This is a genomic window from Methylobacterium indicum (assembly GCF_001043895.1).
GTDB lineage: Bacteria > Pseudomonadota > Alphaproteobacteria > Rhizobiales > Beijerinckiaceae > Methylobacterium > Methylobacterium indicum.
Genome location: NZ_JTHF01000027.1, coordinates 1 through 14,506 on the forward strand (window position 1 = coordinate 1; position 14,506 = coordinate 14,506).

At 71.5% G+C, this 14,506-nt stretch carries 15 protein-coding genes and 1 pseudogene; 3 read left to right on the forward strand and 13 right to left on the reverse strand.

What is annotated here, in order from left to right:
- From QR78_RS35700 to QR78_RS03800, 9 genes and pseudogenes are all read right to left on the reverse strand, one after another.
- Window positions 1–66: pseudogene (locus tag QR78_RS35700) on the reverse strand (formate dehydrogenase); the annotation flags it as partial.
- Window positions 67–80: 14 nt separating this feature from the next.
- On the reverse strand, window positions 81–3,023 hold the full coding sequence (locus QR78_RS03765) for a formate dehydrogenase subunit alpha (RefSeq protein ID WP_048426163.1): 2,943 nt from the start codon (window positions 3,021–3,023) through the stop codon (window positions 81–83).
- 8 nt (window positions 3,024–3,031) lie between these two features.
- A complete protein-coding gene (locus tag QR78_RS03770; RefSeq protein WP_048426164.1) occupies window positions 3,032–3,268 on the reverse strand; it encodes a formate dehydrogenase in 237 nt (78 codons plus the stop codon).
- Between the two features lie 95 nt (window positions 3,269–3,363).
- On the reverse strand, window positions 3,364–3,960 hold the full coding sequence (locus QR78_RS03775) for a TorD/DmsD family molecular chaperone (RefSeq protein WP_048426165.1): 597 nt from the start codon (window positions 3,958–3,960) through the stop codon (window positions 3,364–3,366).
- Window positions 3,961–4,088: 128 nt separating this feature from the next.
- The gene (locus QR78_RS03780; protein ID WP_048426166.1) at window positions 4,089–4,874 is read right to left on the reverse strand and encodes a DUF3306 domain-containing protein; all 786 of its coding nucleotides are present in this window, start codon (window positions 4,872–4,874) and stop codon (window positions 4,089–4,091) included.
- Window positions 4,871–5,380 (reverse strand): DUF3305 domain-containing protein, encoded by a 510-nt coding sequence (locus QR78_RS03785; RefSeq protein ID WP_048426167.1) that lies wholly within the window; start codon window positions 5,378–5,380, stop codon window positions 4,871–4,873. Before QR78_RS03785 ends, QR78_RS03780 begins: the two co-directional genes overlap by 4 nt.
- Entirely contained in the window at window positions 5,380–6,387 is a 1,008-nt protein-coding gene (locus QR78_RS03790) for a DUF6352 family protein (RefSeq protein WP_048426168.1), read from the reverse strand. The genes QR78_RS03785 and QR78_RS03790 overlap by 1 nt, the downstream gene beginning before the upstream one ends.
- 228 nt (window positions 6,388–6,615) lie before the next feature.
- The gene (locus QR78_RS03795) at window positions 6,616–7,188 is read right to left on the reverse strand and encodes a DUF6505 family protein (RefSeq protein WP_048426169.1); all 573 of its coding nucleotides are present in this window, start codon (window positions 7,186–7,188) and stop codon (window positions 6,616–6,618) included.
- A complete protein-coding gene (locus QR78_RS03800) occupies window positions 7,185–7,853 on the reverse strand; it encodes a biotin/lipoate--protein ligase family protein (RefSeq protein WP_053220782.1) in 669 nt (222 codons plus the stop codon). Before QR78_RS03800 ends, QR78_RS03795 begins: the two co-directional genes overlap by 4 nt.
- 215 nt (window positions 7,854–8,068) lie before the next feature.
- Between QR78_RS03800 and QR78_RS03805 the strand changes: the two genes are divergently transcribed.
- Window positions 8,069–10,048, forward strand: a complete 1,980-nt coding sequence (locus tag QR78_RS03805; protein ID WP_048426177.1) for a 4Fe-4S binding protein — start codon at window positions 8,069–8,071, stop codon at window positions 10,046–10,048.
- Window positions 10,049–10,051: 3 nt separating this feature from the next.
- Here the strand turns inward: QR78_RS03805 and QR78_RS03810 are convergent, their stop codons facing one another.
- The 3 genes from QR78_RS03810 to QR78_RS03820 form a co-directional block, all read right to left on the reverse strand.
- Window positions 10,052–10,330, reverse strand: a complete 279-nt coding sequence (locus QR78_RS03810) for a hypothetical protein (RefSeq protein ID WP_048426170.1) — start codon at window positions 10,328–10,330, stop codon at window positions 10,052–10,054.
- 226 nt (window positions 10,331–10,556) lie between these two features.
- The gene (locus QR78_RS03815; RefSeq protein ID WP_048426171.1) at window positions 10,557–10,997 is read right to left on the reverse strand and encodes a hypothetical protein; all 441 of its coding nucleotides are present in this window, start codon (window positions 10,995–10,997) and stop codon (window positions 10,557–10,559) included.
- A gap of 87 nt (window positions 10,998–11,084) precedes the next feature.
- Window positions 11,085–12,359, reverse strand: a complete 1,275-nt coding sequence (locus tag QR78_RS03820) for a c-type cytochrome (RefSeq protein ID WP_048426172.1) — start codon at window positions 12,357–12,359, stop codon at window positions 11,085–11,087.
- Window positions 12,360–12,594: 235 nt separating this feature from the next.
- Here QR78_RS03820 and QR78_RS03825 point away from each other — a divergent pair, with 235 nt between their 5' ends.
- Window positions 12,595–13,827, forward strand: a complete 1,233-nt coding sequence (locus QR78_RS03825; RefSeq protein ID WP_048426173.1) for a GTP-binding protein — start codon at window positions 12,595–12,597, stop codon at window positions 13,825–13,827.
- A 6-nt stretch (window positions 13,828–13,833) separates the two neighbouring features.
- Window positions 13,834–14,115, forward strand: coding sequence for a hypothetical protein (locus tag QR78_RS03830; protein WP_048426174.1), 282 nt, complete (start codon window positions 13,834–13,836; stop codon window positions 14,113–14,115).
- 11 nt (window positions 14,116–14,126) lie between these two features.
- Here QR78_RS03830 and QR78_RS34805 read toward each other — a convergent pair.
- Window positions 14,127–14,506: hypothetical protein (locus QR78_RS34805; RefSeq protein WP_048426175.1), on the reverse strand; the 380-nt coding region annotated here is incomplete at its 5' end.

Sequence of the window (14,506 nt, forward strand, 5' to 3'; positions counted from 1 at the left end):
GGCGGTGACGCAGGCGTTGCACTCGATGCAGCGGTCCGCGTCGCAGAGGAACTTCATTCTGGCCATGAGGATCCCCTCCCTTACGCCGCACTGATCTGACAGAGGGTCACCTTGGTCTCCTGCATGCCCGTGACGGGATCGAAGCCGTAGGTGGTGACGGTGTTGACGCTCTCGCCGAGCACCACCGGGTCGGCGCCCTTCGGGTAGAAGTCGCGCATGTCCTTGCCCTGGAACCAGCCCGAGAAGTGGAACGGCATCCAGGCGACGCCCTTGGCGACGCGATCCGTCACCAGCGCCTTCACCTTGGCCTTGGACGAGTTCTCGGGGCCGTACACCCAGACGAACTGGCCGTCCTTGATGCCGCGCTCGGCGGCGTCCGCCGTGTTGACCTCGACGAACATGTCCTGCTGCAGCTCGGCGAGCCAGGGGTTCGAGCGGGTCTCCTCGCCGCCGCCCTCGTACTCGACGAGGCGGCCGGAGGACAGGATGATCGGGAACTGCTTGGCGATGCCGCGATCGACCGCCGCCTTCTGCACCGAGAAGCCGACATTGGGCATGCGGAACTGCCGCTCGTCCGGCCGGGTCGGGTACTTGGCGACGAGGTCGGGACGGGGCGAGTAGACCGGCTCGCGGTGGACCGGCACCGGGTCGGGCAGATTCCAGGCATTCGCCCGGGCCTTGCCGTTGCCGAACGGGATCACGCCGTGGTCGAGGCAGACCCGCTGGATGCCGCCCGACAGGTCGGTGGCCCAGCTCACCGCATCCGGGTTGTTGCCGCCGATCCGCTTGATCGTCGCGAGTTCCGTCTCGGTCAGGTCCTTGTCCCAGCCGAGCTTGCGGAACACCCCGAAGGTGAATTCGGGGTAGCCGTCGGTCAGGTCGGACCCCTTGGAGAAGGAGTCTTCCGCCAGCAGCGTCTGGCCGTTGCGCTCGGTGCCGAACCGGGCCCGGAAGGTGCCGCCGCCCTCCTTCACGTGCAGCGACGTGTTGTAGAGGATGTGGGTGCCGGGATGCTTGATCTCCGGCTTGCCCCAGCACGGCCAGGGCAGACCGTAATAGTCGCCGCCGACCTCCGGATCGTCCTTCGGCGCGCGCAACGTGACGAGATCGAACTTGTGCTGGTTCTTCATGTGCGCCTTGAGGCGCTCGGGGCTCTGGCCGCAATAGCCCGTCGACCAGCCGCCGCGGTTGATCTCCCGCAGCAGGTCCTCGGCATCCGGGATGCCGTCGACGACCTTGATGTTCTTGAACAGGCTGTCGGCGAAGCCGAGCTTGCTCGCCATCCGGTAGATGACCTCGTAGTCGTTCTTCGACTCGAAGGCCGGCTTCACGATCTGCTCGCCCCACTGGATCGAGCGGTTCGAGGCCGTGCGCGACCCATCCATCTCCAGCGAGGTGCAGATCGGCAGGAGGTAGGTGTTGTCCTTGCGGGCATCCATGGCCGCGAAGGTGGTCGGGTGCGGGTCTGCGACGACCAGCAGTTCCAGCTCCGCCATGCCCTTCACCGCCTCGGGCATCCGGGTCACGGTGTTGCCGCCGTGGCCGAACACCATCATGGCCTTCAGGGGCGTGCGCTGGTCGACCTGCTCGGCCGGCAGGCTGACGGCATCGAACCACCGGGTCGAGGTGAGACCGGGGGTCTCCATGTTCTCCTTGCGCGAGCGGGCCTTGCGGCCGGCGCTGGCGGGGACCTCGTCGAAGCGCGACTGCAGCCAGTCGTACTCGACCTCCCAGACCCGGGCCCAGTGCTTCCAGCCGCCCTCGACGAGGCCGTAATAGAGCGGCAGCGTCGTGACATCGAGGCCGAGATCGGTCGCGCCCTGGACGTTGGTGTGGCCGCGGAAGATGTTGGCGCCCGTCCCCGGCTTGCCGACATTGCCGGTGGCCAGGCACAGGATGCAGAGCGCCCGCACGTTGGCGGTGCCGACCGTGTGCTGGGTCGCGCCCATGCACCAGATCAGCGTCGCGGGCTTCTCCTTGGCGAAGAGCTCGGCGACGCGCTTCAGCTGCTCGCCCGGCACGCCCGACACCCGCTCGACCTCGTCGGGCGTCCACTTGGCGACCTCCTTGCGGACGTCGTCCATCGCGTAGACGCGGCTCTCGATGAAGGCCTTGTCCTCCCAGCCGTTCTGGAAGATGTGCCAGAGGATGCCCCAGATCACCGGGATGTCCGTCCCCGAGCGGATGCGGACGTACTCGGTCGCGTGCGCGGCGGTCCGGGTGAAGCGCGGATCGATGACGATCATGTTGGCGCGGTTGATCTCCTTGCCCGACAGCACGTGCTGCATGGAGATCGGGTGCGCCTCGGCGGGGTTGCCGCCGAGGATGATCATCGTCTTGGCGTTGCGGATGTCGTTGTAGGAATTCGTCTGGGCGCCGTAGCCCCAGGTGTTGGCCACACCCGCCACCGTGGTCGAGTGGCAGATGCGGGCCTGGTGATCGACGTTGTTGGTGCCCCAATAGGCCGCGAACTTGCGGAAGAGGTAGGACGCCTCGTTGGTGAACTTGGCCGAGCCGAGCCAGTAGACCGAATCGGCGCCGTTCTTGGCGCGGATCGCCTTGAGCTTGTCGGTGATCTCGGTGATCGCCTGGTCCCAGGAGACCCGCTGCCACTCTCCGTTCACGATCTTCATCGGGTAGCGCAGGCGGCGGTCGCTGTGGACCAGCTCGCGGATCGCCGCGCCCTTGGCGCAATGCGCGCCCCGGTTGATCGGGCTCGACCAGGACGGCTCCTGGCCGACCCAGACGCCGTTGACGACTTCCGCCGTGACGGTGCAGCCGACCGAGCAATGGGTGCAGACGTTCTTGCGGATCACGGCCTGAGCCGGTTCGGCCGAGGAGCCGGCGGCCCGGGCCGGGCGCACCGCGCCGAGCCGCACCGTGCCGAGGGCCGCGAGGCCGCCGGCGGCGAGCCCCGATTTCCGCAGGAAGCCGCGGCGGTCGAGGGTGTGGGCGGTCAGGCCCGCGGCGAGGGCCTGGTGGCTGCCGCGGCCCGCAATGCCGCTCCTGCGCTTGGTCAGCATCGCCGGTCTCACTTCTTCAGCGTCTCGTAGCCGTTGGTGCGGTAGAAGGCCTTGACGTGATCGGTCTCGCGGTAGCGCGACCGGGTCTCGGCATTGCCGGGGTCGTAGGCCTGCGCCTCGGTGGGCGTCAGCGGCACGGAGGCGACCGCGGCCGCCGCCGCGGCGGTGCCGCCGCCGAGCGCGCGGAAGAATTGGCGCCGTCCGAGCCGGGTGTCGTCCTTCCGGGTGTCGTCGTCCTGCCGCATCGCGGCTCTCCTCTTCGAAACCGTCTCGTTCGGCGCGGCCGTGGCCGGCGCGCCCCCATTCCATCGGTGGGCTGGCGCCCTGGTCACTGTCGGTCCTAGGCGTCCATGGCGAAGGCTTCCGTCTCGACCGTCGTGAACACCTCGCCGAGTTCCCCGACCGCACGGTAGAACGGGGTCGCGGCCTGCGCCGCAACGTCGGTGAAGAAACGCCCGATCCACGGCTTCAGATGCCGCTCGAAGAAGCGGTGATCCGTCCCCGGCTCCGCCGCCAGGCGCCCCGAGGCGAGGCTCGCCATCACCTCCAGCAGGGTCGCGGCATGGTCCTCCGGCTCGCTCGACGAGGGATCGCGCTCGAGCCCCAGCTCGGCCAGGTCCTGGCGCACCCGCGCCAGCGGACGCTCGTTGAGGAAGCCGGTGAGGTAGTACGACGCGTAGGGCATGATCAGCCCGCGGCCGACGCCGACGAAGAGCGCGAAGTAATCGCGGCCGACCTCGCGCGGATCGGCCTCGCGGGCGGCGCGGCCCAGCGCATCGTGCGCCCGACCGATCGGCGAGCCGTCGCCCGTGAGACCGTGCAGGGCCGCGAGCAGATCCGGCGCCGGCGCACGCCCGAGCAGGGTCGCCAGGAGATCGTATTCCTGCGCGCGCAGCGCGTCGATCTCCTCGACCGGACCGGACCCCTGACTCACCATCACCTCACGCAACGCGGCTCGGCCTCCCGGCGGCTGCCGTTTCCCCTCTGTTTCTGGCGGAGGATCGGGCAGTACGGGCCGGCACCATAGCGGGGAATCCGTCGCGCGCAATTCTACTTTCTAACGCTTCAAATCGGAGTCGCCCCGCCATGGCGTCGCAGGCGGGGCCGTTCGCGAGGATCGGGAGTCGGCTCGGGATCGGGTCGACGACGATCCGGGGTCGTCGCGTCGCCGAGCGGCGACGAGGCGGTCGAGGCAAACGGAAGAGCGGGGTTGTCCCCTCTCCCCGTGGGCGGGGAGAGGACGTCATCCCCCTCGTCGGGGATGACGTGAGCGGAGGCGCAGCCGGAGCGAGGGTGAGGAGGTGTCTCAGACGGAGCCTCGTCCGGTACCACCGCCTCGCCGCGCCCCCCCGGTTCACCGCTCGCCGCGCCGACGGCGAGGTCGGCGGAGCCCTCTCCCCGCTCGCCGGGAGACGAGGCGGGCGCGTCCGGATCGTCGGGCTCTGCGGCTGGCGGCTGCCCCCCGAACACCCGCTCGACCATCGCCCGCACCTCCTCGGCCGGGATCAGGCCGCCGGTGCCCGGCACGCCGCCGGGGGTGTTCCAGTCGTAGGCGTATTCCCGCGCCTCGCTGACGAAGTCGCGGATCGTGGGATCGACCGACCACATCCGGCGCAGCGCCGCGTTGCGCAGCACCCGCGGCACCCCGGCACGCAGGAACGGCGCGAGGTCGGTCGCGGCGGTGAGGGTGTCGAGGGAGGGGAGCGCGGCCAGCTCCTCGGGGGTCAGGCCCTCCCCCTCCTCCGACGATTCCGCGGCGACGTCCGCCGCGGGCGGCTCCGGCGCCTCGGCCGGCCGGCGCGCCTCGTCGCGCTTGCGCCGCGACCAGCGGGAGAGAAAGCCGTCGCTCACGGTTCCTCCGGCCGGCGCCGGGCGCCGGCTTCCTGGCGGGCCAGCGCCTCCGGGTCGGCCCGGTCGCGCTTGCGCTTGTGGAAGACCCGCTCGACGTGGAAGGCCCGGTAGAAGGCCCCGACCTCGGCCTGGATCTCGGGCGGCATCGGGACCGCCTCGACGATCTCGCCGATGCCCTCGGCGAGCGATTCGCCCTCGTAGGGATCGGCCGTGACGGTCGCGACCGCGTAGGTCTCGGGGCCGGTCTCGCGCAACGCGACCCAGAGCGAGGGCCGGGCCGCCGCGAGGTTGTCGCCGTAATGCGCGGTCTCGGCCGGGTGCAGCTCGACCTCGTAGGACCCGGCGTAGAACGTCTCTTCCTCCTCGCTGGCCGAGAGGCGGGTCCACGGCTTCGTACCGGGGAGCCCCGGCAGCACCGCGACGGGCAACCAGGCATGGCTCGCCCACGGCCCCTTCAGCCGGCGCTTGGCGACGACGACCCCGACGGTGATCAGCTGCGTGCCCATCAGGCCTCTCCGGTCGCGACGAGGGGGAGCCCGGCGATCAGGTTCTGCGGCTTCATCGTCACCAGCCGGTCCGGGGTCATGGCGAGGAGCAGGTAGACCGGCCGCCCCTCGATCCGCGGATCGGCCCGGGCGGGGTCGAGGATGGCGAGGCGAAACAGGGCCAGCACCCGCTCGCTCGCGGTGGAATCCACGGCCTCGCCGCGCCACAGGGCGTTGCCGATCCGCGTCCCCTCCGCGTCGAGCCCGACGAACCAGCGCCAATCCCTGTCCTCGATCGCGGGTATCGGCGCGACCGCCACCTCGACGGCCATCAGGTGGCGCAGAAAGGCCTCGATGACCCGGGCCAGCCCCTCGCGGCTCTTCGGATCGGAGCCGAGGTTGAGCGCCATGCTGAAGGCGTCCGACCGGCTCCAGTAGGTCCAGGCGTTGTCGGCGGTGAGAACGTCGAGCTCGGAGACCGGCTCGCGTCCCAGCATGGCGACGAGGGGCGATGGGCGGCCTGCGCCCTCGGCCTCGTCAATCAGCTCGGCATCGGCGAGCAGCAGCGATCCGTTGCTGAGCGAGGCCCGCTGCGGCCGGAAGAACAGCTCGGCGGCCCGCAGGGTATAGGGGTCGTCGCAGCCGTCGAGCGCGTTGCGCAGGATCAGGTGGACGAGCTGGTTGAGGAAGAGCGGCGGCGTGCCGGCCGCACCGTTTCGCACGAGATCGAGATAGGCCGCCTCGACCGAGCGGGCGGCGAGCAGCCGGTCGCGAAAGGCGAGGATCATCTCCCAGTTCTCGCGGGCATCGGCGTCGGCCAGGGCCGCGACCTCGGCAGGCGCAACCCTGCGGCGGGGATCGGCGAGAAGCGCGGCGTACAGCGCCCGCTCGGCGTCGCAGGCCTCCTCCGGCGGCACCAGCTCGGGACGCGCGAGATAGGCCAGCAGAAACTCGTCGGTGACGACGAGCCCGCCGCCCGCGTCGCGCCGGGTGAGATGATGGCCGCTCGAGACCCAGAATTCAGGCATGGTGGGGATTCGGAACCGGGTAAGGAATAGTGTTGCCAAAGATGGACGATGAGGCCCGGCATCCCACCCGCGACCTCATCCTGAGGCGCGACCAACCGGAGCCTCGAAGGAGGCCTCCAGACGGTACAGGGATCACTGGAGCCCTCCTTCGAGACTGCCGCAAGCGGCAGCACCTCAGGATGAGTTCGCGGGTGGGATCGCGGTCGGCGGCGTGACGCGAGGAAACCGTCATCGCGGATCGCCGTCCGGCTTGCCGGCCAGCAACCCCGCGAGGTCGACCCGCTCCTCCGGCTCGTCGTCGGTCTCGTAGAAATCGAAGGCGCGGGCATAGGCGTGGCGTCGATCGGTGCCGGGGACGGCGCCCTCCCGGGGGCGCAACGCGCGGAAGCGCTCGCGGATCTCGCCGTCCTCCAGCGTCCGGTGCAGCGCCAGCACCGTGCCGACCGGCGGGCCGCACAGCGATTCGGCGATGCCGATCTCCTCCCGGGCGGCGGCGAGCGCGCTCGCGCGGTCCGGCGCGCCGAGGCGGGCCAGGAACTGCGTCGCCAGCGCCGCGGTGGCGGCCTCGCGCTCGGCCTCGCTCGCCTCGCTCACCACCACCAGGGTCGAGAAACCGAACGAATCGATGCCGACGAACCCGGCCCGGAACGCCGCCCGCGCCTTGCCGGCGAGCGTCGCCGGATCGTCGTCGAGGAACAGGAAGCTGCCGCTCACCGCCCATTCGCCGGGCGGGGCGGCCTCGGGGAAGACCAGGGTGTCGGACGGGTCGAGCCGGAGCGTGCGGGGAAGCTTGAGGCTCACAGGCGCGGCCCTCCCCGGACGGGATCGAACCAGCCGGCGCCGTCGAGGACGGGCAGGCCCGCATCGGTGCCGAGGAAGCCGCGGGCGCGGGCCCGGGCGCCGGGGGGACCGTCCTCGGCCCAGAGCGCGAGGCCGCGCAGCAGGTGACGGGCGAAGCTCTCGACCAGCGCGTCGCCCGTCGTCTCGAACCCCTCTTCCTCCAGCGAGGTCGAATCCGGGGTATGGCCGGGATCGCCCGCCTCGCGCTTCGAGGCAATCAGCATGGCGGAGAAGACGAGCCAGTCCGGCACCGCCTCGTCTCGGCAGCCCTCCGGCCAGGCGAGCCGCCCGCCACCGAGGCGGGCCCGGTCGAACAAGAGGGCGCCGGCCCCGTCGAGGGTCACCGGCTTGTCGGGCGGCCCGTGGCTGCCGACGGTCTCGGCGAGGGCGGTCAGGCCGACGAGCCCGGCGAGGCGGGCGACCGCGAGCGGCTCCTCGGGTGCCAGCACCACCGCGATATCCACGAGGTCGGGCCGGGTGCCGACGACCAGCATCCCGGCGGCCTCGTCGTCGTCGCCCGCAAGGGCGCAGGCCCGCTCATGCGCCGTTCCTGCCGCCCCGGCGGGCAAGCGCAGCGAACGGAAGACGGGGGGCAGCAGCAGTCCGGAGGAATCCGCGAGGGTCATGAGGGGGATGGCGGCAGGGAAACGGATGGCCTGTGCGAACGTGTCGGATCGTTCTTTTTAACGGCTCCTATATAGCGCTGGATCACTGAACAAGGGGCATGACGCCCCAGGGGGCGCGCAGCGCTTCGGCCTCCGGCGAGGCCGAGGACCGCGCCCGGTCGGAGACGTGCGCGGTGTCGGATCGGATCGTGATCGCCTGTTCCTGCGAGGGCAGCATGCCCCTCGATGCGGCGGCGATCGGCAAGGGCTGCGGCGGGACGCTCGAGACGGGCGACCAGTTCTGCGGTCGCGAACTCCCGCGGGTGCGGGCCGCCCTGGCCTCGGGTGCCCCCGTCACCGTGTCCTGCACCCTGAAGGCGCCGCTCTTTCGCGAGGTGGCGGAGGAGTTGGGCGCCGAGGACCGCGTCGCCTTCGCCAATATCCGCGAGACGGCCGGCTGGTCGGCGCAAGGCGCCGCCGCCGGGCCCAAGATGGCAGCCCTGCTGGCCGCCGCCACCGAGACGCTGCCGGTGCCGGCGAATGTGAGCTTCGAGAGCCAGGGCGTCGCCCTGGTCTACGGCCGCGACGAGGCGGCGATCGAGGCCGGGCGGCGGCTCACCGACCACCTCGACGTCACGGTGCTGCTCTCCCGGCCGGGCGAGGTCGCGGTGCCGTCGAGCGGCGAGGTCCCGGTTCTGAAGGGCACGGTGCGGACGGCCAAGGGCCATCTCGGGGCCTTTACCCTGACGGTCGACGATACCGCCCTGCCCTTGCCCTCCTCGCGCCGGGCGCTGGCCTTCGGGCCGTCCCGGGACGGGGCGATATCGACCTGCGACATCGTCGTCGATCTCACCGGCGGCACGCCGCTCTTCCCCGCGCACGAGCTGCGCAGCGGCTATCTTCGGGCCGATCCCGGCGATCCGGCGGCTGTGGAGCGCGTGCTGTTCGAGGCCTCGCACCTCGTCGGCACCTTCGACAAGCCGCGCTTCATCGACTTCCACGCCGACCTCTGCGCCCATTCGCGCTCACGCATCACCGGCTGCACCCGCTGCCTCGACGTCTGCCCGACCGGCGCCATCGCGCCGGCCGGCGACCATGTGGCGATCGATCCGCACGTCTGCGCCGGCTGCGGCTCCTGCGCCTCGGTCTGCCCGACGGGGGCCGCCGCCTACGCCCTGCCGCCGGCCGACGCGCAGATGCGCCGCCTGCGCACCCTCCTCGCCGCCTTCCGCAAGGCCGGCGGCGCCGCGCCGGTGCTGCTGATCCACGACGACGCGCACGGCGCCCCGCTGATCGACGCGCTCGCACGCTTCGGCGACGGGCTGCCGGCGGACGTGCTGCCGTTCTCGCTCAACGAGGTGACGCAGGTCGGACCCGAACTCGTGGCCGCGGCCTTCGCGTACGGCGCGAGCGCGGTGCGCTTCCTCGTGCGGGCGCGACCCAAGCACGACGTCGCCCCGCTTCTGCGCAACGCCGCCCGGCTCGAGACGATCGTCCAGGCCCTCGGCTACGGCGCGCCGGCGGGCGGCGCCGTGGTCTCGCTCATCGAGACCGACGATCCGGACGCGCTGGGCGAGGCCCTGGCGACCGGCCCCCGCGGCACCCCCGCCCCGGTCCCGTCGGGCTTCATGCCGGACGGCGACGTGCGCGGCGTCCTGCGCTTCGCGGTCTCCGAGCTGCACCACGCCGCGCCGCATCCCGTCGACCGGGTGGCGCTCGATGCCGGCGCGCCCTTCGGCGGCCTCGCCTTCGACACCGCGTCCTGCACGCTCTGCCACGCCTGCGTCGGTGCCTGCCCGACCGGTGCGCTCGCCGACGATCCCGACCGGCCGCGCCTGACCTTCGCCGAGAGCGCCTGCGTGCAATGCGGCCTGTGCGCCGCGACCTGCCCGGAGGACGTGATCGGCCTCGTGCCGCAGCTCGACTTCGCCGCCTGGGCGGCGCCCCGCCGGGTGCTGAAGGAAGAGGAGCCGTTCGAGTGCATCGCCTGCGGCAAGGCCTTCGGCACCCGCAGCACCATCGAGCGGATCGTCGGGCGCCTGCGCGACCGCCACTGGATGTTCGCCGGCCCGGCCGGCGAACAGCGGATCAAGGCGCTCATGATGTGCGACACCTGCCGGGTCTCGCACGTCCTCACCGAAGGGTTCGATCCCCATACCGCGGAGGAGAACCGGCCGCGGACCTCGGAGGACTACATCCGGGCGCGGCAGGGCTGAGCTTCAGGCCCTGAGTTCGCCAGCGATCTGATAGAGGTCGCCGATGATAGCCGGGACGTCGATCCCGGTCGCCAGGCTTGCGCCGTGGGCGATCCCGTTAAGCCAGCCATAGTAGCGGATCGTCCTGCGGTAGGCGTCGGAAGCGACGTTGAGGCGGTCGAGCACGAGCGCGGCCCGGTCCTCGAACTTCGCCCGCATGTTCTCCGGATCATGCGCGTCCCATGCGCGGCGGTCCTCCCAGCGGATGCTGCTTCGACGGTTGCGGACGGCCTGTTCGGCCATCCGGTTGATCTCGGCCTCGAGTTGGCCCCAGGCAAGAATGAAGTAGGCCGAGTCGTTGATCTGCTACTTGCGCGCGATGCGGTCAGCCAAGGCAGTGTCCGCGGCTTCCCGCGCCTGCGCGAGTTGGGCATCGAAGCCCGTCGCGGTATCCGAGTAGACGGCAGCGATAGCCGCCAAGTCTCTCACGTTAGCACCTTCGCCGATCGGACTTGCATTGACCCATTCTTCACCGGATGGCTCTGATGAGCGTTGCCTGCGAGAGCGGCTCGACATCGAGGCGGCGCAGAGCAGGAGCGATGGTCCACCGCGGGTGTGCGAAGACACCGGCCCTGTCGATGATCAGGAACCGACCATTGCGCGTGGACAGATCGATCCGGCCGTTGACGCCGATGATCCACAGACCTCCCGGAACGAAGGTGGCCACTTCCGCTCCCACGTCTGCAAGGCGCAGGATCGGCAGCCGGATCGGTGATACGCCGTAAGCGCGCATCACTTCCTCGTCCATCAGGACCGTTCCGTCCCGGTTGACGCAGAGATCGGGAAGCCAGTCCGTGATCTCTCGATAAAGATCGTTGATCCGTTCCTGCCAGTCGTCCACGCGGGCCCGCACATGCGCGGCGTCGAGGACGATGCCGTCGCCCGAAAGCTCTTCGATGACGCTCAGCATGGCGACCTCCAGTGCTGTAATGTCCCGCCCGGCCGATACTCTGTCAACGCGCACGCCCCCCGGCGCGATGCCAGGGTCGAACCCACCTCACCGCGTCGCCGTCTCCAGGAATCGCACCAGGGCGGCGCGGTCCTCGGCCTCTTGCACGGTCTGTTCCGGCATCTTGGTGCCGGGGGTGAACCGGGCGGGACCGATCTCGAACAGCCGGGCGATGGTGTCGGCGTTCCAGACGATATCGAGCTGCCGGAAGGCCGGCGAGTAGGCGTAGCCCGGCGCCGTCCCGATGCGCCGGCCGAACACCCCGTGGAGCGTCGGCCCGGCCCGGTTGCCGCCGTCCGGCGTCAGGGTGTGGCAGGCCTCGCAGGCGCGAAAGACCTCCGCGCCGCGGTCGCCCGCGAAGGCCGCGAGCCCGTCGGCCGGGCGCGGCATGGCGAGCGGCCCGATCGGCTCACCGGTGGCGAGGTCCCAGCGCCGCACCAGCCGGTCGCCGCCGCCGGTGACGAGCTCGTCGTCGCCCCGGAAGGCCAGCGACCAGACCGGCAGGCCCGGCCCGACCAGGGTGAGGCGCACCCGCGCCGCCTCCCGGTCGATCACCGCCACCGCGCCGCCGACCGTCGCGGCGGCGAGCCGGTGTCCATCGGGCGAGAGCGCCAGCGCCACCACCGGGCGGGGGCCGACCGCGACCTCGGCTCGCACCCCGCCATCGGGCGCGAGCAGGCGGACGGATCCGTCGGCGCCGGCCGTCGCGATCTCCCCGTCGGGCGCGACGACCAGGGCGTTGACCGGAGTGGGGAGCTGGATGGCGCGAGGCTCGCCCGCTTCCGGCCAGATCCGGACCGTCGCGTCGTAGCCGCCGGTGACGAGGCGGCCGTCGGGCAGGAACGCCACCGCGTTGACGTTGCCGCCATGCTCACGGACCTGCGCCGGTCCACCGTCCAAGGGCGTCACCCGGGCGGTGCCGTCCCAGGCGGAGGAGGCGACCGTCCGTCCGTCCGGCGCCACCGCGATCCCCGTGACCGGGCCGGCATGCCGGGTCAGGACCCGTTCCGGCTCGGGCCCCGCGTGCCAGAGCGCGACGCGTCCGTCCTCGGCTCCGGTGAGCATCCCGCCATCGGGCAGCCACGCCACCGCGTTCACCGCCCCCTCGTGGAAGCGCAGGATCCGCTGGGCCGTCCCGTCCGCGAGCGACCAGAGGATCGCCGACTGGTCGAAGCTGCCGGTGAGCGCCCGGTCCCCGTCCGGCGTCACCGCGAGCGCCCGCACCGGGCCGCCATGGCCGCGCATCGGCATCTCGGCGCGGGCCGCTGCGGGCAGTGCGACCGCGAGGGACGCGTGGACGAGGAGGCGGAGGACATTGCGCATGCGGCGCGTCGATCTCCCAAGCAGATTTCGCCGAAGTGGATACCGGTTCGGCGATAAAAATCTGCGACAAAACAAGAACCTAAGCGGGCGAAGCGTTGGCCTGCCAGCGCAAGCCTGCCTAGGAGGCACCCCCCGCTCTAGGCCCGCTCGCCACGGGCGAGAAGGTGAAGCGGTGCCACGGGGGCCGCCTTGACACGATGGGCAATGTTATATTGTTACGAATGTGGAGGTGCCCATGTCCGTAGCCACGTCCCCTGCCCGTTCGACCGATTCCCGCCTGCCCGTCACGGTCCTCTCCGGCTTCCTCGGAGCGGGGAAGACCACCCTGCTCAACCACGTGCTCGCCAACCGCGAGGGCCGGCGCGTCGCCGTCATCGTCAACGACATGAGCGAGGTGAACATCGACGCCGACCTCGTGCGGGCGGGCGATGCCGGCCTGTCGCGCACCGACGAGCGCCTGGTCGAGATGACCAACGGCTGCATCTGCTGCACCCTGCGCGACGACCTGATGCAGGAGGTGCGCCGCCTCGCCGAGGAGGGCCGGTTCGACACGCTGCTGATCGAGGGCACCGGCATCGCCGAGCCGCTCCCCGTCGCCAGCACCTTCTCGTTCCGCGACGAGGACGGCCGGGCGCTCTGCGACATCGCCCGCCTCGACACGATGGTGACGGTGGTCGACGCCGTGAACCTGCTGCGCGACTACGGCTCGCACGACTTCCTGCGCGACCGCGGCGAGGTCGCGGGCGAAGGCGACACCCGCACCCTGGTCGACCTCCTGGTCGAGCAGATCGAGTTCGCCGACGTGGTCGTGATCAACAAGGCCGACGACGTGACGGCCGAGCAGCGCGACCTCGTGCGCAAGGTGGTGCGCGGCCTCAACGGCGACGCCCGCATCGTCGAGGCCGCGTTCGGCCAGGTGCCCCTCGGCGACGTGCTGGAGACCGGGCTGTTCAGCGAGGAGAAGGCCCAGACCCACCCGCTCTGGTACAAGGAGCTGTACGGCGCCGCCGAGCACGTGCCGGAGACCGAGGAATACGGCATCGGCTCCTTCGTCTACCGGGCCCGCCGGCCCTTCCATCCGGCGCTGTTCGACGCCTTCACCAAGGATACCTGGCCGGGGCTGATCCGGGCCAAGGGCCATTTCTGGCTCGCGACCCGCCCGGACTGGGTCGGCGAGTTCTCGCTCGCCGGCTCGACCGCCCGGGTGACGCCGCTCGGCCGCTGGTGGGCCGCGGTGCCGCGCGCGCGCTGGCCCGAGCATCCCGAGTGGCGCGACGAGCTGGACCGGCACTGGAGCGACACCTGGGGCGACCGGCGCCAGGAACTCGTCTTCATCGGTGCCGGCCTCGACGAGGCGGCGATCCGCCGGGCCCTCGACGCCTGCCTCGTCGGCGGGGAGGACGGACCGGTCGCGGCCGACCGGACCCTGCCCGATCCGTTCCCGGCCTGGACGCCGGGCATGGCCTGACGCTCCGTGTTCCACAGCCTCAAGGTCCTGCGCGCCCGAGCGAGCGCGCAGGCCGCGTCGCGCAAGGATCTGACGGAGCGCACCCGCCGGATCCTGGCGCTCGCCGAGGAGGACGCGCTCTCGGTCAACGAGATCGCCTGCGCCGATCCCGGCTGCCCGGATGTCGAAACGGTGATCCTCCTGATGCTCGCGGGCCGGCCGACCCGGGCCGTCAAGATCGCCAAGCCGATGGAGACGGTGACCGAGGCCGATATCCTCGAAGCCGCCTGCGGGACGGAGCCCCCGTAGGGCTTTTTCCCTCAGGCGCGCGTGAGCTTCCGGCTCGAGCGAATGAGGGGCGCGGGGCCATCCGGCGCGGCGAGCCAGGTCCGCCGTTCCGCGATCAGCGCCCGCAGCCGGGCGCGGCGGGCGTTCGGCCCGGGGCAGTCGCATCCGGCGAGATCGAGCGGGCCGCCGTCGAACAGGGCCGCGATCGCCATCGCGATCACGACCGCAACGAGGGCGGCGAGGGGCCAGGCGAAGCCAATTGCGACGATCGCCGCGATCACGAGCTTCCCGGCGAGCGAGCCGACGAGCTTGGCCTTCACCAGTACCAGGAAAGCGCCGCCCCCGCCGAGCCCGCCCCGTACCGCCCGGGCGACGCGCCGCCGCAGGCGGTGGCGCGTCGCCCGGGCGGTAC